14 protein-coding genes and 3 tRNA genes are annotated in these 18549 nt (G+C 70.5%); 10 read left to right on the top strand and 7 right to left on the bottom strand.

Annotation, left to right across the window (positions count from 1 at the left end):
- The first annotated feature begins 99 nt into the window (after positions 1-99).
- The 5 genes from ACIOC1_RS00645 (at position 100) to purM (ending at position 6871) form a co-directional block, all read left to right on the top strand.
- A complete protein-coding gene (locus ACIOC1_RS00645) occupies positions 100-468 on the top strand; it encodes a hypothetical protein (RefSeq protein WP_401850824.1) in 369 nt (122 codons plus the stop codon).
- Positions 469-472: 4 nt separating this feature from the next.
- On the top strand, positions 473-3133 hold the full coding sequence (locus ACIOC1_RS00640) for a caspase family protein (RefSeq protein ID WP_401850821.1): 2661 nt from the start codon (positions 473-475) through the stop codon (positions 3131-3133).
- 36 nt (positions 3134-3169) lie between these two features.
- Positions 3170-3976: a sterol carrier family protein gene (locus ACIOC1_RS00635; protein ID WP_401850818.1), complete on the top strand. Its 807-nt coding sequence runs from the start codon at positions 3170-3172 to the stop codon at positions 3974-3976.
- A gap of 225 nt (positions 3977-4201) precedes the next feature.
- Positions 4202-5719: an amidophosphoribosyltransferase gene (gene purF / locus ACIOC1_RS00630; RefSeq protein WP_355336160.1), complete on the top strand. Its 1518-nt coding sequence runs from the start codon at positions 4202-4204 to the stop codon at positions 5717-5719.
- A 54-nt stretch (positions 5720-5773) separates the two neighbouring features.
- Positions 5774-6871: a phosphoribosylformylglycinamidine cyclo-ligase gene (gene purM, locus ACIOC1_RS00625; RefSeq protein ID WP_355336161.1), complete on the top strand. Its 1098-nt coding sequence runs from the start codon at positions 5774-5776 to the stop codon at positions 6869-6871.
- 107 nt (positions 6872-6978) lie between these two features.
- On the opposite strand, the gene ACIOC1_RS00620 is transcribed toward purM, so the two are convergent.
- Positions 6979-7230 carry a DUF3073 domain-containing protein gene (locus ACIOC1_RS00620; protein WP_355336163.1) on the bottom strand — a complete coding sequence of 84 codons (252 nt, stop codon included), beginning with the start codon at positions 7228-7230 and terminating at the stop codon, positions 6979-6981.
- Positions 7231-7474: 244 nt separating this feature from the next.
- Complete coding sequence (locus tag ACIOC1_RS00615; protein WP_401716927.1) at positions 7475-8629, bottom strand: Leu/Phe/Val dehydrogenase; 1155 nt, start codon at positions 8627-8629, stop codon at positions 7475-7477.
- A 249-nt stretch (positions 8630-8878) separates the two neighbouring features.
- Between ACIOC1_RS00615 and ACIOC1_RS00610 the strand changes: the two genes are divergently transcribed.
- Positions 8879-9724 (top strand): hypothetical protein, encoded by an 846-nt coding sequence (locus ACIOC1_RS00610; protein ID WP_355336167.1) that lies wholly within the window; start codon positions 8879-8881, stop codon positions 9722-9724.
- Between the two features lie 577 nt (positions 9725-10301).
- Complete coding sequence (gene bldC / locus ACIOC1_RS00605; protein ID WP_003949541.1) at positions 10302-10508, top strand: developmental transcriptional regulator BldC; 207 nt, start codon at positions 10302-10304, stop codon at positions 10506-10508.
- 665 nt (positions 10509-11173) lie between these two features.
- On the opposite strand, the gene ACIOC1_RS00600 is transcribed toward bldC, so the two are convergent.
- The 5 genes from ACIOC1_RS00600 to ACIOC1_RS00580 form a co-directional block, all read right to left on the bottom strand.
- Positions 11174-11248 (bottom strand) — tRNA-Asp (locus tag ACIOC1_RS00600).
- A gap of 103 nt (positions 11249-11351) precedes the next feature.
- Complete coding sequence (gene hrpA / locus ACIOC1_RS00595; RefSeq protein WP_401850813.1) at positions 11352-15305, bottom strand: ATP-dependent RNA helicase HrpA; 3954 nt, start codon at positions 15303-15305, stop codon at positions 11352-11354.
- Between the two features lie 136 nt (positions 15306-15441).
- Positions 15442-15515, bottom strand: a tRNA-Phe gene (locus ACIOC1_RS00590).
- 4 nt (positions 15516-15519) lie between these two features.
- A tRNA-Asp gene (locus ACIOC1_RS00585) sits at positions 15520-15594 on the bottom strand.
- 200 nt (positions 15595-15794) lie between these two features.
- Positions 15795-16427: an ATP-binding protein gene (locus ACIOC1_RS00580; RefSeq protein WP_355336171.1), complete on the bottom strand. Its 633-nt coding sequence runs from the start codon at positions 16425-16427 to the stop codon at positions 15795-15797.
- Positions 16428-16451: 24 nt separating this feature from the next.
- Between ACIOC1_RS00580 and ACIOC1_RS00575 the strand changes: the two genes are divergently transcribed.
- From ACIOC1_RS00575 to ACIOC1_RS00565, 3 genes are read left to right on the top strand one after another with little or no spacing between them, the layout of a single operon-like run.
- Entirely contained in the window at positions 16452-17324 is an 873-nt protein-coding gene (locus ACIOC1_RS00575; RefSeq protein ID WP_355336173.1) for a helix-turn-helix transcriptional regulator, read from the top strand.
- 4 nt (positions 17325-17328) lie between these two features.
- The gene (locus ACIOC1_RS00570; RefSeq protein WP_355336175.1) at positions 17329-17559 is read left to right on the top strand and encodes a DUF397 domain-containing protein; all 231 of its coding nucleotides are present in this window, start codon (positions 17329-17331) and stop codon (positions 17557-17559) included.
- A gap of 45 nt (positions 17560-17604) precedes the next feature.
- Positions 17605-18441 carry an SAM-dependent methyltransferase gene (locus tag ACIOC1_RS00565; RefSeq protein ID WP_355336177.1) on the top strand — a complete coding sequence of 279 codons (837 nt, stop codon included), beginning with the start codon at positions 17605-17607 and terminating at the stop codon, positions 18439-18441.
- The last annotated feature ends 108 nt before the right edge of the window (positions 18442-18549 follow it).

Here is an 18549-nt window from a genome sequence, read left to right as displayed (position 1 = left end):
GCGCGCGCCCGGCTGTGACACGATCCGGTGAGACCGTGTTCTGGTGGGCGCGGGAACGGACGCCGGGGGGTGGCGGTAGTGCGGTTGAGTATTGCGGCGGTGGACGAGGACGGGGCCGCTGAGCTGCGGGAGCTGTCCGAGTGGCTGCGCACCGACGAGGACGGTCCCGACGAGGTCCGGCTGGCGACGCGGACCGGCGGTAAGGCCGGGGAGATGGGCCCCGTCGAGGTCATCGACCTCGTGCTCACGCACGCCGTGGCCCTCGCCAACCTCGCCGTGGTGTACGCCGGTTGGTGGAAGTCGCGGGCGCCGCGCCCGCCGGGATCGGGCTTCACCTTCACCCGTGAATCCGACGGGCTGAGCGTGACCGTGTCGGGGCAGGACGGTTCCGAAGAGTCCGTACGCCGCCTGCTGGCCGTCCTCGCGGAGCCGCAGCAGCCGCCCGCGGGGCCGCCCGAGGTGGAGTAGGGCCGTGGAACTCGCCGACCCGCTCCGCTCGTACGCCGTCCTCATCGGCTCATCGACCTTCGCCGACCCGGGCCTCGACGACCTGCCGGCCGTCGCGAACAACCTCGCCCGCTTAGGGGAGTTGCTCGAAGACCCCACCGTCTGGGGCCTGCCGCCCGACCGCTGCGTACGGGTCCCGGAACCCGCGTCGCCGGGCGAGGTGCTGGACGCGGTCCACGACGCGGCCCGCAGGACCGAGGACACGCTGCTCGTGTACTACGCGGGCCACGGCCTCAGCGACGCCGACGGCCTGCTGCTGACGCTGCCGTCCACCGACCCCCAACGCCCGTACACCTCGGTCGGTTTCGACTCCGTGCGCCGCGAAGTCCTCACCGCCCGACGGGACGCGAACCGCATCGTGATCCTCGACTGCTGCTACAGCGGCGGCGCGCTCGTCGGCGGCATGAGCGGCGGCGGCGCGGCGAACGCACCGGTCGAGATGGCCGAGCAGACCCGTATCGCCGGGTCGTACCTCCTCACCGCGAGCGCCGCCACCCGCAAGGCGCTCGCCCCGCCCGGCGAGACCTACACCGCCTTCACCGGCGAGCTGATCCGCCTCCTCGACCAGGGCCTGCCCGGCGGCGACTCCCTGATCGAGGTCACCAGCGTCTACGAGCGGCTGCGCGGCGAACTCCTCGCCAAGGGACGGCCGTTGCCGCAGCAGCGGCTGAGCAACACCGGCCGCACGCTGGCCATCGCCCGCAACCGGTACGGGGCGGCGCACGCGGCGCCGCCGCCGTCCGAGACGCTGCCGGGCCCGAAGCCCGCCCCGCCCGCCCTCACGATCCCGGACGACCTGAAGGAGGCGCTGCGAGGAAAGCCCCGCGCCCTCGCGAGGGAGTACGTGCGGTTGGGGCAGACCGAAGGCGGACGCGCGCACGCCCGGGAACTGCTGCGCCTCGCGGGCGCGTTGCGGCCCCCGCAGGAGGTCGCGGCGCTCGTCGCCCTTCTGAACGGGGACAGTTGGGGCATCCCCTTCCAGGAAGTCGCCGCGCGCGGCCCGCAGGCGGTCGTGGAGTGCCTGGAGGCGCTGTACGCCGTGGACGGCGCGGAAGAGGCCCCGCACGGGCTGATCGAGGTGGTGACCACCCAGATCCCCGAAATCGTCGTGGGCACGGTGCGGGCGCTGCGCGCCGCCGGATACCCGGCGGAGGCGGACCGGCTGCTGTCCAGGACGGTCGCGGAGAACGCGTACACCGAGTACGTCCTCGGTCTGCTCGGCGCCCTGTGGTCCGCGGAGCTGGACGCCGACGCCGACCGCGTCCTGGCCGAGGCCACCACCGAGTCGGGCGAGGAGGCCGTACGGTTCGCGGACGCGCTGCTGACGATGGGCCGTCGGCAGAAGGCGTTCGAGCTGTACGTGCGGGCCGCGGCGGTCGTCGTCCGAAGGTCGCCGGGCGACCTCATCCGTGTCCTCAAGGCGTTGGACGAGGAGCGGGAGGAGGAGCGGACCGGGGGCCGGCCGCCCGAGGCGGCGGACGCGCGGATCGTCCTGCTCCAGGGATTCGCGACCACCCTGCTCGACACCGCCGTCGCGGAGGCCGAAACACCCGCCGGGCTGGCCGAGTTGTGCGAGGCGCTGTGGAGCGCGGGCATGGAGGGCCGCGCGCTGATCGCGCTCGCGGCAGCCGCCGAGTCGTACGACGCCCCTGCCGTCGTGGAGCTGGCCGACGCCCTCCGCGAGAGCGGCCACGCGGACGGCGTACGCCACCTGATGCGCGCCGCCGCTTTCACGCATCCCGTCGAGACGACCCCCTACTTCGTGGAGGCGCTGCGCGACATGGGCTGGCCGGTGGACGCCAACCGGCTGCTCGCCACCGCCCTGACCCGCTCGCCAGAGGAGATCGCGGCGCTGCTCGCGTCGTTCGGGCCGGGCCGGGAGCGGGACCGCGCTCAACTGGTCACGGCCGTCAACAGCCGCCCGGTCGCCGACCGGCTCCGGCTCCTCAGCGGTCTGCTGGCAGCGCCGGGCGACTACGAGGACTTCCTCGCCTCGGTCGCGCTCCTGCCGGACGAGGACTTCCTGGAGGTCCTGGAGGCGCTGCGCGCCGCCGACGACCCGACCGCCCTGGTCACGCTGTTCCGTTTCCAGATCCGCGCCGACCCGATGGGAGCCGCGAGGCGGCTGCTCTTCCTCATCGACAACGCGGAGGCGTTCGGCGTCGAGAGGGCGGTGCTGGCCGCGCTCGCCGCCAAGGAGCGGGACGGCGACAGCGAGCTGTCGGTCGCCGAGGTGAGCCGTCTGGTCGGTCCGACCGCCGCCCTCGAAGCGCGCGTCTACGCCACCGCCGCGCTGTGGGCCGCCGGATACGGCGAGCAGGTCCGCACCGCCCTGTCCCGCCAGCACTACGTGGCGACAGGCACCTACCTGGTGAGGTGGCTCGTCGCCCTGCACGACCACTCCCTGCCGGAGTGCGTCAACGCGGTCATCGCCAGCCGCTCCCTCACCGAGAGCAGCCCGCCCATCCTGGCCGACCTCGTCGCCGGTCTCGCCGAGGCGGACATGAAGGACGCCGCCACCTTCGCCCTCAAGCGGTACGCCTTCGCTCTCGGCCCCCAACAGGTCAGCGCCCTCGCCCGCCGTCTCGCCCTCATGCCCGCCCTCCCGGCCCCGTCCCGCCGATGACCGTCGCTGTCAGTGGGCCCGTATAACCTCGGGCGCATGCCCGTTGAACGGCGCCGACGCGCGCGGACGTATGAGCCCGACCGGACGTGGGGGGCGCTCACCGCGCAGGCGGGGCATCTCCGGTCGGCCGTGAACGCCCTGACGGGGGAGCGGCTCCAGCGGGAGAGCGGGCTGCCCGGCTGGGACGTACGGACGCTCGTCGCGCATGTCGTACGGCAGACCGTGGTGCTGCCGCGTTACGTGGCCGAAGCCGTGCCCGCCGGGAAAGGGCAGCTGACCGACCTGGACACCTGGGCCGTCTCGACGGCCGGGATCGCCGACCGGCTGGACGCCACGACCAAGGAGGCCGCCGCGGCCATGGGGGACCCGGCCGAGGCGATGGCGGCGGCGGCCGAGGAACTGGCCGGGTGCAGGGAGCGGGCGCTGCGGACGGATCTGGCGGTGCCGGACGTGTTCGGCGGGATGCGGGCGCTGGACTTCACCGTGACGCGGCTCGTGGAGCTGGTGGTGCACAGCGACGACCTGGCGCGGGCGACCGGCGTGGACGTGCCGCTGGACCGGCACGCCGTCGCGGCCGTCGTCCGGCTGCTTGCGGACGCGCTCGCCGCCAAGGCGCCGGGCAATTCCGTGGAGGTCCGCGTCCCGCCGTACGCGGCGGTGCAGTGCGTCGAGGGCCCGCGGCACACCCGGGGCACGCCGCCGAACGTCGTGGAGACCGATCCGCTGACCTGGATCCGGCTGGCGACCGGCCGTACGACCTGGGCGCGGGAAGTGGACGCCGCGACCGTGAGCGCCAGCGGCGAGCGCGCCGACCTGGACGCGTACCTCCCCGTCCTGGGCTGACCTCCCCACCGGACGACGACCCGGCCCCCGGGACCGGCGGCACCCGGAGCCGACCCGGCCCCCGGACCTGGCGGCGCCCGGAGCTGCCCCGCCCGGACCGGTGGCACCCGAACGGCGGGGCCCACGTCACATGCCCTTGCCCCGCAAGGCACTACGCGCATAGAACCTGGAGATGCAAGGGTCGCCCGTTCGGACGATGGGCAATCCTGCCCTAGACTCGTGAACGTGCCTCGTGGTGATGGACGACTCAGCCACGACCTGCTCCCCGGTGAGAAGGGCCCCCAGGACGCCTGCGGCGTTTTCGGTGTCTGGGCCCCCGGTGAAGAGGTCGCCAAACTCACCTATTTCGGGCTGTATGCCCTGCAGCACCGCGGTCAGGAGTCCGCGGGCATCGCAGTGAGCAACGGCTCCCAGATTCTGGTCTTCAAGGACATGGGCCTGGTCTCCCAGGTCTTCGACGAGACCTCCCTCGGCTCGCTGACCGGCCACATCGCCGTCGGCCACGCCCGCTACTCGACCACCGGCGCCTCCGTGTGGGAGAACGCGCAGCCCACCTTCCGCGCCACCGCCCAGGGCTCCATCGCCCTCGGGCACAACGGCAATCTGGTCAACACGGCCGAGCTGGCCGAACTGGTCGCCTCCCTCCCGCAGGGCCCGGGGCGGGCCACCAAGGTCGCCGCCACCAACGACACCGACCTGGTCACCGCGCTGCTCGCGGGCCAGGTCGACGACGAGGGCAACCCGCTCTCCGTCGAGCAGGCCGCCACGAAGGTGCTGCCGCAGGTCAAGGGCGCCTTCAGCCTCGTCTTCATGGACGAGCACACCCTGTACGCGGCCCGCGACCTCCAGGGCATCCGCCCGCTGGTCCTCGGCCGCCTGGAGCGCGGCTGGGTCGTCGCCTCCGAGACCGCCGCCCTCGACATCTGCGGCGCCAGCTTCGTCCGGGAGATCGAGCCCGGCGAGCTGATCGCCATCGACGAGAACGGCCTGCGCACCTCCCGCTTCGCCGAGGCCGCCCCCAAGGGCTGCGTCTTCGAGTACGTCTACCTCGCCCGCCCCGACACCGACATCGCCGGGCGCAACGTCTACCTCTCCCGCGTCGAGATGGGCCGCCGTCTCGCCAAGGAGGCCCCGGTCGACGCCGACCTGGTGATACCGACTCCGGAGTCCGGCACCCCGGCCGCCGTCGGGTACGCCGAGGCCAGCGGTATCCCGTACGGCTCCGGGCTGGTCAAGAACAGCTACGTCGGCCGTACGTTCATCCAGCCGTCGCAGACCATCAGGCAGCTCGGCATCCGGCTCAAGCTCAATCCGCTCAAGGAAGTCATCCGCGGCAAGCGCCTGGTGGTCGTGGACGACTCGATCGTCCGCGGCAACACCCAGCGCGCCCTGGTCCGGATGCTCCGCGAGGCGGGCGCCGCCGAGGTGCACGTACGGATCTCGTCGCCGCCCGTGAAGTGGCCCTGCTTCTTCGGCATCGACTTCGCCACCCGCGCCGAACTGATCGCCAACGGCATGACCGTGGACGAGATCGGCACCTCGCTGGGCGCGGACTCGCTCGCGTACATCTCCATCGACGCCATGGTCGAGGCGACCACCATCCCCAAGGACAACCTCTGCCGCGCCTGCTTCGACGGCGTGTACCCGATGGACCTGCCCGACCCGGAGCTGCTGGGCAAGCAGTTGCTGGAGACCGAACTGGCCGGTGGCGCGGACGCCGCGGACGCGCTCCGCCGCCCGTAGGCTCCGCGGCAGCCACGCAGCCCTCCGCACGAACGACACGAAGGTTCCCCAGCTATGTCTGAGTCAACCGGCGCCGCCTCCACCGGCGCTGACTTCTCCGGTGCCAGCTACGCCTCCGCGGGCGTCGACATCGAGGCCGGCGACCGTGCCGTCCACCTGATGAAGGAGTGGGTCCGCAAGGCCACCCGCCCCGAGGTGGTCGGCGGGCTCGGCGGCTTCGCCGGACTCTTCGACGCCTCCGCGCTCAAGCGGTACGAGCGCCCGCTGCTCGCCTCCGCGACCGACGGCGTCGGCACCAAGGTGGACATCGCCCGCCGTATGGGCGTCTACGACACGATCGGCCACGACCTGGTCGGCATGGTCGTGGACGACCTCGTGGTGTGCGGCGCGGAACCGCTGTTCATGACCGACTACATCTGCGTCGGCAAGGTCTACCCCGAGCGGGTCGCGGCCATCGTCAAGGGCATCGCCGAGGGCTGTGTGCTCGCGGGCTGCGCGCTGGTCGGCGGCGAGACCGCCGAGCACCCGGGGCTGCTGGCCGCGGACGACTTCGACGTGGCGGGCGCGGGCACCGGAGTGGTCGAGGCCGACCAGGTGCTGGGCGCGGACCTGATCCGGCCCGGTGACGCGGTCGTCGCCATCGAGTCGTCGGGGCTGCACTCCAACGGCTACAGCCTGGTCCGGCACGTGCTGTTCGACCGGGCGGGCTGGTCGCTGGACCGGCAGGTGCCGGAGTTCGGCCGCACGCTCGGTGAGGAGCTGCTGGAGCCGACGAAGATCTACTCGCTGGACTGCCTGGCGCTGACCCGTACCACCGAGGTGCACGCCTTCTCGCACATCACCGGCGGCGGGCTCGCCAACAACCTGGCGCGGGTCGTCCCCGACCACCTGCGGGCCACCGTCGACCGCTCCACCTGGGAGCCCGCGCCGGTCTTCGGACTGGTCGGGGAGCTGGGCGGGGTCGAGCGCCTGGAGCTGGAGAAGACGCTGAACATGGGCGTCGGCATGATCGCCGTCCTGCCGCAGGAGTCCGTGGACGTCGCCCTCGCGACCCTCGCCGACCGGGGCGTCGGGGCCTGGGTGAGCGGCGAGATCACGGCACGCGAAAGCGGCACGGCGGCCGTCGAACTGACCGGCGACTACGCGCGGTAGAGCGGTGGGGTCCTCAGCGCCGACGAGCCGACGACGAAACCCGGTCCGGGCGGGACCCCGGACCGGGCCGACGTGACATGCGGTGATGTGCGTCTACGTGACAGGTGTCAAGCGTGACGGCGCTGGGGGGATGACTCGGACTCGTCGTCCTCGTCCCCGTCGTTGTTGTAGCGATCCGCGTACTGTGCGTACGGGTCGTCATCCTCGTCGTCATCGTCCTCGACAGGCTCCGGATTGACCGGAAGCGGTGACGATGCGCCCAGCTCGTCGGCCAGACGTGAGAGATCCGTGCCGCCGCTGTTGTACTTCAGCTGGCGGGCGACCTTCGTCTGCTTGGCCTTGGCCCGGCCGCGCCCCATGGCTCGACCCCCTTAACGGCGGGGCTCAGCGGCCCCGAGTCTTGACACGCGTTCATGATTCGGAGCGGCCTCCCCGGAGAGAGACCGGTCCGTAGGCCCACAACGGTACCTGCTTCCGACGCCGCACGGTACGTCGCCCGCACGACACGCGTCGGAACAGGGGTCGTTCACGGCCCTGTTCTGCCTGGTCAGGGCCGATTTTACCTTCTTCTAGCGCGAACTTGCTATCGGGCCGTGCTGTCGGTCACGCGGACCCCTCCGGACGCAGCCATTCCGAAGCCGGTGTACGGTCCGCGATCCGCTGTTCCGCGAGCCTGTCCGCGGCCACGGCCGGGGGGACGCCGTCGGTCCTGGCCCGGTCGAAAATGGCCAGAGTCGTGTCGTAGATCTTCGTGGCCTTGGTCTTCGCGCGGTCAAAATCAAAACCGTGCAGCTCGTCCGCGACCTGGATCACGCCACCGGCGTTCACCACGTAGTCCGGCGCGTAGAGGATGCCGCGGTCGGCGAGGTCCTTCTCGACGCCGGGGTGGGCGAGCTGGTTGTTGGCCGCGCCGCAGACCACCGTGGCGGTCAGCGCGGCGACCGTCGCGTCGTCCAGGGCGCCGCCGAGCGCGCAGGGCGCGTACACGTCGAGCGGGGTGCGCACCAGCACCTGCGCGTCGCTCACCGAGGTGACCCGCGGGTGACGGGCGACGATCCGGTCGACGGCGTCCGCGCGGACATCGGTGATCACGACCTCGGCGCCGTCCTCCAGCAGGTGCTCCACCAGGTGGTGGCCGACCTTGCCGACGCCGGCCACGCCGACCCGGCGGCCGCGCAGCGTCGGCTCGCCCCACTGGGTCTTCGCGGCGGCGCGCATGCCCTGGAAGACACCGAAGGCGGTGAGCACGGAGGAGTCGCCGGCGCCGCCGTTCTCCGGCGAGCGGCCGGTCGTCCAGCGGTTCTCGCGGGCCACGACGTCCATGTCCGCGACATACGTGCCGACGTCGCACGCCGTGACGTACCGGCCGCCGAGCGAGGCCACGAACCGGCCGTAGGCGAGCAGCAGTTCCTCGGTCTTGAGCGTGTCGGGGTCGCCGATGACGACGGCCTTGCCGCCGCCGTGGTCGAGCCCGGCGAGCGCGTTCTTGTACGACATGCCGCGGGAGAGGTTGAGCGCGTCCTCGACGGCCTCCTCGTCGGAGGCGTAGGCGTGGAAGCGGGTGCCGCCGAGGGCCGGGCCCAGGGCGGTCGAGTGGAGCGCGATGACGGCCTTGAGGCCGGTTGCGCGGTCCTGGCACAGGACGACCTGCTCGTGCCCGCCCTGTTCCGATCGGAACAGTTTGGCGAGGACGGTCGACGCGGTGGAGCCGGTCGACTCGACTGACGAGGAGCGGTCGGTCTGTCGTACGTCGGTCACGGTGGTGACTCCCATAGTCCAGTTTTTCCGGGCGAACCCGGTTGGCCTTGCTGGCCTCCGGCTCCCCGTGCGGGTGGCGGGAGGCCGGATATGCAGAAGGGTAGGCCCTGGGCGGGCGATCATGGGACCGCGTACATGTGTGGGTTTCCGGTGATCCCGCGACGGTTTTTCACAGTGGCCGGGATCACCTCCGGGGCGGGGGGTCGCGTGGGACGATCGGAGCATCAAGGCCGTGACGAGGGAGCGGGTGTGGGCGGTTCACCGGTACTGGTCCCGTACGCGGCCTATTTGCGGGTCTACGAGCCCCTGGCGGCCTTTCCAGAGCCCGAACGCACCCACTGGTACCGGTATGCGTCGGCCGGGCTGACGCGTACCGCTCAGGACGAGCTACGGCAGTCCCTGGCCGACCTCCTGCCGGTGCCCCCGGTGGCCGTCCCGGTGCACGAGAGCGGCGACGCCTTCGTGGCCGTGGTCTCCGGCGTCACCCACATCTGCCCCTGGCGCACCCGGCTGCGCGGCTGGCTCGCCCTGGAGAACGTGGGGGAGCTGCTGCCCGAGCCGGTGCTGGACGCGATGCTGCCGCCGGTCGTACGCCGGCAGGCCGCCGCCGACCACGAGAGCTGGCGGGAGCGGAATCCGGACGCCCGGCCGTGGATCCGCTCGGCCACCTGGCACGTGCCGGTGCGCTGGTTCGCCCTCGTCGGGGACGACGAGCGGGAGTACGAGCCGTCGGGCGCGGGGGAGTCGAAGGAGCCGCTGCTGCGGTACCGCACGCCCATGGTCCAGGCCAGGCGGCGGGTCGCGCGGGCGCTGCGGGTGCTCAAGGACGCCCTGGACGAGGGCCCGTTGATCGACGGGCTGATCGATGTGGGGCGCTGGCTCGAGGAGTTCCACCCGCGTTCGCTGGTCGAGCTGGACTACGGCGGCCTGGTGCACGTGATGGGCCAGGACACCCTCGCGGAGGACCGCTCGGCGGCCGATGTGGCCGAGGGGCTCGCCGCGCTGCGGGCCGGGGACTCGGCGGCGGCCGGGGTGGCGTACGAGCGGCTGACCGACCGATGGCGGGCGGTCAGGGAGCTTCAGTTCTCCAGTTGAGGGCAGGCGGGACGTGACGCGGGTCACGGTCGGGGCTCCGGCGGAATGTGCGCCGAAGCTCTGGCCCTGGCATCGACTCCGCGTTCGACGCATGGGCCGATGTGACCTTCGGCGCAGGGTTCGCGGGTCCTCTGTTGTCTCGTTGTGTCTCTTCCGCCTCTCAGCTTGCCTTTTGGCATCGAGAGCGGCGGTAATGGCCCAAGCGTGACGGAGAGCACGTAAGCGGACTCTTGCCTGCATCACCATGTCTCGTGTCAAAATGGGACATCGGGTCCTCCTCGGACTCGTTTCGAAGGTGGGGATGGGGCAGATGATCAGGTTGTGACTGATCGTCACGTTGGTGTGACTGTCCGCTATGACACGGTCCATCGGCTTCCGCCGAGCTTGAACACCTGAGAGGGCAATTCCATCGGTTTGGCCGACGAGGCTGGACGGATGGTGTAGTTGTAGTGCCGAGGACAAGCCGTTCGTCCTATTACCGACTCGGCCCGCGTCTGCCATTTCGGGCAACGTGGGTCAAGGTGCAGAATTTAGAGGAAAGAACCGCGTTGGTTCGGTTCTCTCGAGGAGGCCGCTCATGACCGCTCGCACCCCTGATGCCGAGCCGTTGCTAACCCCTGCTGAGGTCGCCACCATGTTCCGCGTCGACCCGAAGACGGTCACGCGCTGGGCAAAGGCCGGCAAGCTCACATCCATCCGCACGCTCGGCGGGCACCGCCGCTACCGCGAGGCGGAGGTCCGCGCGCTGTTGGCGGGCATTCCGCAGCAGCGCAGCGAGGCCTGACAGCCCTTTTGGGCGGCTAACGGGGCCCCCACCCCATACGTCGCCCGGCCCGAAGGCCACCTGCCCCCATCAGGGACGCCGGAGGGAGCTACGAGCTCTACCAGCTCCACCCAGCTTCACCAAGACCGCATCGGACTCCGCCGGGTCCGATGCGGTCTTTTTCGTGCCCGCGGCGGCCCGGGGCGGCGCCGGGGCGCCGCGGGGTCATGTGGGGCCGCGCGGGCGGTTTGTGGGCGTTCCGTGCGCGCCGGGGGCGTGGTCTGTGGGGTCCTGGGGGCGGTTGCGTGCTAGCGCCGGAGTCGTCCCCAGGGAGGTGCAATTGCACATATTAAATCGAGAGCCTTCCGGAGGGCGTCAAGTTCCCCACTCCCGAAACGGGTTTCCGTGACTCCCGTCACACGCCGGGCTCTTGTGGATCTTGATCCCCGTGCGCTAATGAACTCCCCCCGGTGCGGAGGGAGTAGGCCGAGAGCGCTCTCCGCGCCGACGCCGATGCCCCGCCCGCGGCGGTACGAGGAGGCCGTAGCGGGCGCGGCTTCGGGGAACAGCGAAAGGGCCCGCACCTTGAGGAGGCACGGGCCTTACGACGTACTGTGGTGCGGTCTGCGGGGACAGCGAAAAGACCCGCACCTGAGCAGGTGCGGGCCTAGTGGCAGACGGTACGGCGGTCCTGACGGGATTTGAACCCGCGGCCTCCACCTTGACAGGGTGGCGAGCACTCCAAACTGCTCCACAGGACCTGGTGTCACAGCCTGTTGGGCTCGGCTGCGAGACAGACTGTACAGCAGGTCAGGGGGTGGGGTCGAACTCGTTGCCGGGGGGCGGCCGGGCGGTGCGGGGCGGTCAGGCCCAGGCGTCGTCGAGGGCCTTGAAGACGCGTTTGTCGGAGACCGGGAACGCCGTGCCCAGCGCGTGCGCGAAGTAGCTGACGCGCAGCTCCTCGATCATCCAGCGGATGTCCCGCACCGCGGCCGGCACCGGCCGTCCGGCCGGCTGGGCGGCCAGCAGCTCGCCGTACTCGGCCTGGATCTCCCGGATCTTCTCCATCCGCGTGGTGTCCCGCTGGACCCCCGTCGGCATCTGCTGGAGGCGGCGGTCGACGCCGACCAGATACCGCATCAGGTCGGGCAGCCGCTTGAGCCCCGCCTCGGTCACGAAACCGGCGTGCACCAGGCCCGCGAGCTGCTCCCGTACGTCCTGGAGGTTGGCGACCAGCGCGAGGCTCGTGGTGTCCTTCAGGCGCCGCTCACAGGACTGCCAGGCGGCCAGCACCTGCTGGACCCGCTGGACGCTGCGCGAGGTCAGCTCGACCAGATCGGCGCGGACCGCGTCGTACAGCTTGCGGAAGGACTCCTCGTCCCACGCGGGCCCGCCGTGGTCGGCGATCAGCCGGTCGGCCGCGGCGGTCGCGCAGTCCTCGAAGAGCGCCTGCACGCTGCCGTGCGGATTGCGCGAGAGCGCCAGCTTCTGCTGGTTGGACAGCTTGTCCGCGGCGAACTTCGCCGGATTCACCGGCACGTTGAGCAGGATCAGCCGCCGTGTGCCCCGCCACATCGCCGCTGCCTGCTCCGGCTCGGTGTCGAAGAGCCGTACGGCCACGGTGGCGCCCTCGTCGACGAGCGCCGGGAACGCCTTGACGGGCTGGCCCGCGCGCCGCGCCTCGAAGGTGCGCGGCAGCGCGCCGATCGTCCAGTCGGTGAGCCCGGTGCGCTGCTGGACCGAGGCCAGCGCGGGGTCGGAGGCCGACTCGAAGGCCCTCGTGATCGCCTCCCGCGTCTTCGGCTTCAGCCGCAGCCGCAGCGCGTCCAGGTCCTTGTCCTCGGCGAGCTTGCGGCGCCGCTCGTCCACCACTCGGAAGGTGATCTTCAGATGCTCGGGCACCTTGCCGAGGTCGAAGTCCTCCCCGGTGACCGGCACCCCCACCATCTTCTGCAACTCCCGCGCCAGCACGGACGGCAGGGGGTCGGGCCCGGCGACCGCGCGCTCCAGGAACTTCTTGGCGTAGTTCGGCGCGGGGACGTAATGCCGGCGGATCGCCTTGGGCAGCGAGCGGATCAGCTCGGTGACGACCTCCTCGCGCAGGCCCGGGATCTGCCAGTCGAAGCCGTCGGCCGAGACCTGGTTGAGGACCTGGAGCGGGATGTGGACGGTGACGCCGTCGGCGTCGGCGCCCGGTTCGAACTGGTACGTGACGCGGAATTTGAGCGCGCCCTGCCGCCAGGAGTCCGGGTAGTCGTCCTTGGTGACGGCCTCCGCGTTCTCGTTGATCAGCATGGAGTGCTCGAAGTTCAGCAACTCCGGCTCTTCGCGCCGCTTCTGCTTCCACCAGGAGTCGAAGTGGGCGCCGGAGACGACGTCCTCGGGCAGCCGCGCGTCGTAGAAGTCGAAGAGCGTCTCGTCGTCCACGAGGATGTCGCGGCGCCGGGCGCGGTGCTCCAACTCCTCGACCTCGCCGAGGAGTTTGCGGTTGTCGTGGAAGAACTGGTGGTGGGTGCGCCAGTCGCCCTCGACCAGCGCGTTGCGGATGAACAGCTCGCGGGAGACCTCGGGGTCGATCCGGCCGTAGGTGACCTTGCGCTGGGCGACCAGCGGGACGCCGTAGAGGGTGACGCGCTCGTACGCCATCACGGCCGCCTGGTCCTTCTCCCAGTGCGGCTCGCTGTAGGTGCGCTTGACCAGGTGCTGGGCCAGCGGCTCCACCCACTCCGGCTCGATCCGCGCGTTGACCCGCGCCCACAGCCGGGAGGTCTCCACCAGCTCGGCCGACATGATCCAGCGCGGCGGCTTCTTGAACAGCGCCGAGCCGGGGAAGACGGCGAATTTCGCGCTGCGGGCGCCCAAGTACTCGTTCTTGTCGGTGTCCTTGAGCCCCAGGTGCGACAACAGCCCCGCCAGCAACGACTGGTGGACCCGTACCGGATCGGCCGCGTCGTCCTCGGACCTGGGCTCGGTGACCGTGATGCCCAGGGACTTGGCGACCGTACGGAGCTGGCTGTAGATGTCCTGCCACTCGCGGATGCGCAGGTAGTTCAGGAACTCCGAGCGGCACATGCGGCGGAAGGCCGACGAGGACAGGTCCTTCTGCCGGTCGCGGACATAGCCCCACAGGCTGAGGAAGGACAGGAAGTCGCTGGTCTCGTCGCGGAAGCGGGCGTGCTGCTGGTCGGCCTGCGTCTGCTTGTCCGCGGGGCGTTCGCGCGGGTCCTGGATGGACAGCGCCGCCGCGATCACCATGACCTCGCGCGCGCACCCGTTGCGGTCGGCCTCCAGCACCATACGGGCGAGCCGCGGGTCCACCGGGAGCTGCGAGAGCTTGCGGCCCAGCGGGGTCAGCCGCTTGCGCGGGTCCTTCTCCTTGGGGTCCAACGCGCCCAGCTCTTCGAGGAGTTGGACACCGTCCTTGATGTTCCGGCTGTCCGGCGGGTCGATGAAGGGGAAGCGCGCGATGTCGCCGAGCCCGGCCGCCGTCATCTGGAGGATGACCGAGGCCAGGTTGGTGCGCAGGATCTCGGCGTCGGTGAACTCCGGCCGGGACAGGAAGTCGTCCTCGTCGTACAGCCGGATGCAGACGCCGTCCGACGTACGGCCGCAGCGGCCCTTGCGCTGGTTGGCGCTGGCCTGGCTGATCCGCTCGATCGGCAGCCGCTGCACCTTGGTGCGGTGGCTGTAGCGGGAGATCCGGGCGGTGCCGGGGTCGATCACGTACCGGATGCCGGGGACGGTCAGCGACGTCTCGGCGACGTTCGTGGCCAGCACGACGCGGCGCCCGCTGTGCTGCTGGAACACGCGGTGCTGCTCGGCCGACGACAGCCGCGCGTACAGCGGCAGCACCTCGGTCGAGCGCAGGTTCTTCTTGGTCAGCGCGTCCGCGGTGTCGCGGATCTCGCGCTCGCCGGAGAGGAAGACCAGGATGTCGCCCGGCCCCTCGGCCTGGAGTTCGTCGACCGCGTCGCAGATCGCGGTGATCTGGTCGCGGTCGTCGGCCCCCTCGTCACCGTCCGCGCCCTCGTCGGCCAGCGGCCGGTAGCGGACCTCCACCGGATACGTCCGGCCGCTGACCTCGACCACCGGCGCGTCCCCGAAGTGCCGGGAGAAGCGCTGCGGGTCGATCGTCGCCGAGGTGATGATCACCTTCAGGTCCGGGCGGCGCGGCAGGAGTTGGGCCAGGTAGCCGAGGATGAAGTCGATGTTGAGGCTGCGCTCGTGCGCCTCGTCGATGATGATCGTGTCGTACGCGCGCAGCTCGCGGTCGGTCTGGATCTCGGCGAGCATGATGCCGTCGGTCATCAGCTTGACCAGCGTGGAGTCGCCGACCTGGTCGGTGAAGCGGACCTTCCAGCCGACCGCCTCCCCGAGCGGTGTCGCCAGCTCCTCCGCCACGCGCTCGGCGACGGTACGGGCCGCGATCCGGCGCGGCTGGGTGTGGCCGATCAGGCCGCGCACCCCGCGGCCCAGCTCCAGGCAGATCTTCGGGATCTGCGTCGTCTTGCCCGAGCCGGTCTCGCCCGCGACGATCACCACCTGGTGGTCGCGGATCGCCGCCAGGATGTCGTCCTTCTTCTGGCTGACCGGCAGCGCCTCGGGATAGCTGATCCTCGGCACGGCGGCGCGGCGGGCCGCCAGCCGCGCCTCGCCCTTGTCCATCTCGGCGGCGATCTCGGCCAGCACCGCGGCCCGCGCCTCCGGCTTGCGGATACGGCGGGCGCCGTCGAGTCGGCGGCCGAGCCGCTGCTCGTCGCGCAAAGTCAGCGACGGCAGCCGTTCGGCGAGATCAGCGGAGGTGGGTTGGGTAGACATACGCGGTCCAGGATCGCATCTGCGGCGGGCGCGCGGCGAACGCATTTCCCCGCGGCGGTACGCACGGTGACGGTGGGGCGCATGGCGCACGGGAACGACGGAGGCCCCGTCCGGAGACGGGGCCTACGTCGTGCGGTGGCTGGGGCCGGGGTCGAACCGGCGACCTACCGCTTTTCAGGCGGTCGCTCGTACCAACTGAGCTACCCAGCCGCAGCGGTCCTGACGGGATTTGAACCCGCGGCCTCCACCTTGACAGGGTGGCGAGCACTCCAAACTGCTCCACAGGACCAAGCTTGTGCGGGATAATTCTCGCACAGGATCTCGGGTGCTCCGTACCGCTTGTCCGCCGCTGATCTGGGACCAGAAAGTGACCGCAGGATCACGCTGGGACAGGGGCACGTCGCTGGATCAGCGTAGCAGACCCCCGAGGTGGTCCTTTTCGGTGAGCGGGCGGAGCGGGGTGCCGGTGAGCAGGCGAGGGCGAGGCCGTCAGACCGTCTCGTCGCGGAACACCGCGCGCACGATCCGGCCGATGCCGTCGCGGCCCGGGGCCACTTCCCACTCGTCGCACACCGCGTCCACCAGCAGCAGCCCGCGGCCGTTGACCTCATGGGTGCCGCTGTCGCGCATCACCGGGCCCTCGCCGACGTTTCCGTGGTCCTCGACCTCGATACGGACTCGTACGCCGTCCCGCCGGACGGAACAGATGACGGTCGGGCTCGTCGTATGACGCACGGCATTGGTGACGAGTTCACTCACCAACAGAGCGGCCGTATCGCAGGCGTCCAGCCCGCATCCGCGCGCGGTCAGATATGCGCGCGCACGGCGCCGGGCCTCGGAAACCGACGCGCCGCATGCCAGCAGTTCGAAAGTGCAGCCGTCGGCACGGGGGCGGGGCGTACGGGAAGCGGAGCCAATGCCGGGAGTAGTCAGACGGGAACTCACGGTATCGGTGGTAGGTGAACCCACAGCGGAGATTCCTCTCCATCGCGTGTGCGTGAACGTGGTCACCTGGCCACTATGCGCCCCGACGCGCTCAGTGGGCAAGGTTAATCTTGATAATTTCACCGAGAAGGCAATCGAGGTGTGGATATCACTGAGGGGGTGGCACACTTCTCCCATGGACTCGGTGAGAGGAGCCGGGGCGTGACCGCTGCGCAGTCGTCGGGCGGCTCGACCGTTCGGCTGATGGTGCTCGGCAGACGATTGCGCGACCTGCGGGTCGCCGCCGGGAAGTCGTTCGAGGACGCCGCCGTCGTCCTCGACGTGGCTCCTCTGACGATCCGACGCATGGAGCTGGCCAAGGGCAAGTGGAAGCTCCCCTACGTCAAGACGCTGCTGGAGGAGTACGGCGTCCCGGGCGACGAGGCCAGGACCTTCCTCGCCCTCGTCCGCGAGGCCAATCAGCCCGGCTGGTGGCACCGTTACCGGGACGCGCTGCCCACCTGGTTCAGCGGCTACGTCAGCCTGGAGGAAGAGGCCAGCCTCATCCGGGCCTACGAACCCCACTACATCCCCGGCCTGCTCCAGACCGAGGAATACGCGCTGACCGTGCTGCGGGCCGGCCTCCACGACGCGGAGGAGAAGGCCGCCCAGGAGGTCGAGCGCCGGGTCGCCGTCCGCAAACAGCGGCAGCAACTGCTCACCTCCGCGAATCCGCCCGAATTGTGGGTGGTCATGGACGAGACCGTGTTCCGCCGTCCCATGGTGCCCGCCGAGATCATGCGGGCCCAGATCGACCGCCTCATCGAAGCGGCCGAACAGCCGAACATCAAGCTTCAGGTGATGCCTTTCGGCATCTGCGCGCACGAGGGCATGTACGGGTCGTTCCACATCTTCCGATTCCCGCACGAGGAGATCTCCGACATCGTCTATGTCGAGAATCTCGTCGGTGCCGTCTATCTCGACGAGTACGACGATGTCACGACGTTCCAGGAAGCCCTGGACCGTATGTGCGCCCACGCCCTGCCAGTACAACGCACCGGAGAATTCCTCGGTGCCATTCGCAAGGAGCTCTAGGCCAGTGAATCGCATACACAACGCTGTTCTCACGCTGGGAGCGGAAGGCTGGCACAAGCCGTGGAGCGGGAGCAACGGCGGCAGTTGCGTGGAGGTCCGCAGGCTTCCCGACGGCCGTTACGCGGTCCGCCAGTCCACTGATCCGGAAGGTCCCGCGCTGATCTTCACGCAGATCGAACTCGACGTCTTCTCCCAGGGCTGGGAGGCTGGACAGGCCAGCCTCCCGGTTTCCTGACGCTCATCACTTACTTAACGCAGGCGTACTCAGGAGGAACAGCGGATGCCCGACGACATGGCCTGGACGCGGCGGCCTGCGAACTACGAGCCGCCCGAGATCGACACGAGCGTCGCGCACTCGGCACGCGTGTACGACTACATTCTCGGCGGCAAGGACAACTACCCGCTGGACCGCGAGGCCGCCGAGCAGATGCTGAGCGGCTGGCCCAGTCTGCGGATATCGATGCGTGAGAACCGTAAATTCATGCACCGGGCCGTCCGCTTCATGGCCGAGCAGGGCATCGACCAGTTCCTTGACATCGGCACCGGCATTCCGACCTCGCCGAATCTCCACGAGGTCGCGCAGGGCGTCACCCCGAGCGCGCGCGTGGTCTACATGGACAACGACCCGATCGTGCTGGCCCACGCGGGCGCCCGGCTGACCAGCACGCCCGAGGGCCGTACCGCCTACATCCACGCGGACATGAAGGACCCGGCGGCGATCCTGGGCTCGGCCGAGCTGGCCGAGACCCTGGACCTGTCCCGGCCGGTCGCCCTGTCGATCATCGCCGTGCTCCAGTTCGTCACGGACGACCAGAAGGCGTACGACCTGGTCAAGCAGTACGTGGACATCCTGCCGTCCGGCAGCTACCTGGCGATCTCCACGGTCACCACCGACTCCAGCCCGAAGCCGATCGGGGGTGTCGTCGCCGAGTACACCAAGCGCGGCATGCCCGCCCGCAACCGGACCCACGCCGAGGTGCTGCCCTTCTTCGCGGGCCTCGACCTGGTCGAGCCCGGTGTCACCCTCGTCCACAACTGGCGCCCGGACCCGGCCGCCGAGGGCACGGTCGACGACTCGCAGGTCGCGATGTACGGGGGAGTGGCGTACAAGCCGTAACGGCTCGTGCGTCCTCGGCTCGTACGTCCTCGACTCGTACGTCCTTGGCTCGTACGTCCTCGGCCGGTGCAGGTTCCCGCGCCGATACGTTCCCGCGCCGATACGTTC

Origin of the sequence: Streptomyces sp. NPDC088197 (assembly GCF_044741185.1) — a bacterium.
Classification (GTDB): Bacteria; Actinomycetota; Actinomycetes; order Streptomycetales; family Streptomycetaceae; genus Actinacidiphila.
Note: the sequence above shows the minus strand (reverse complement) of the source record. Positions and strands in the feature narration are given on the sequence as shown.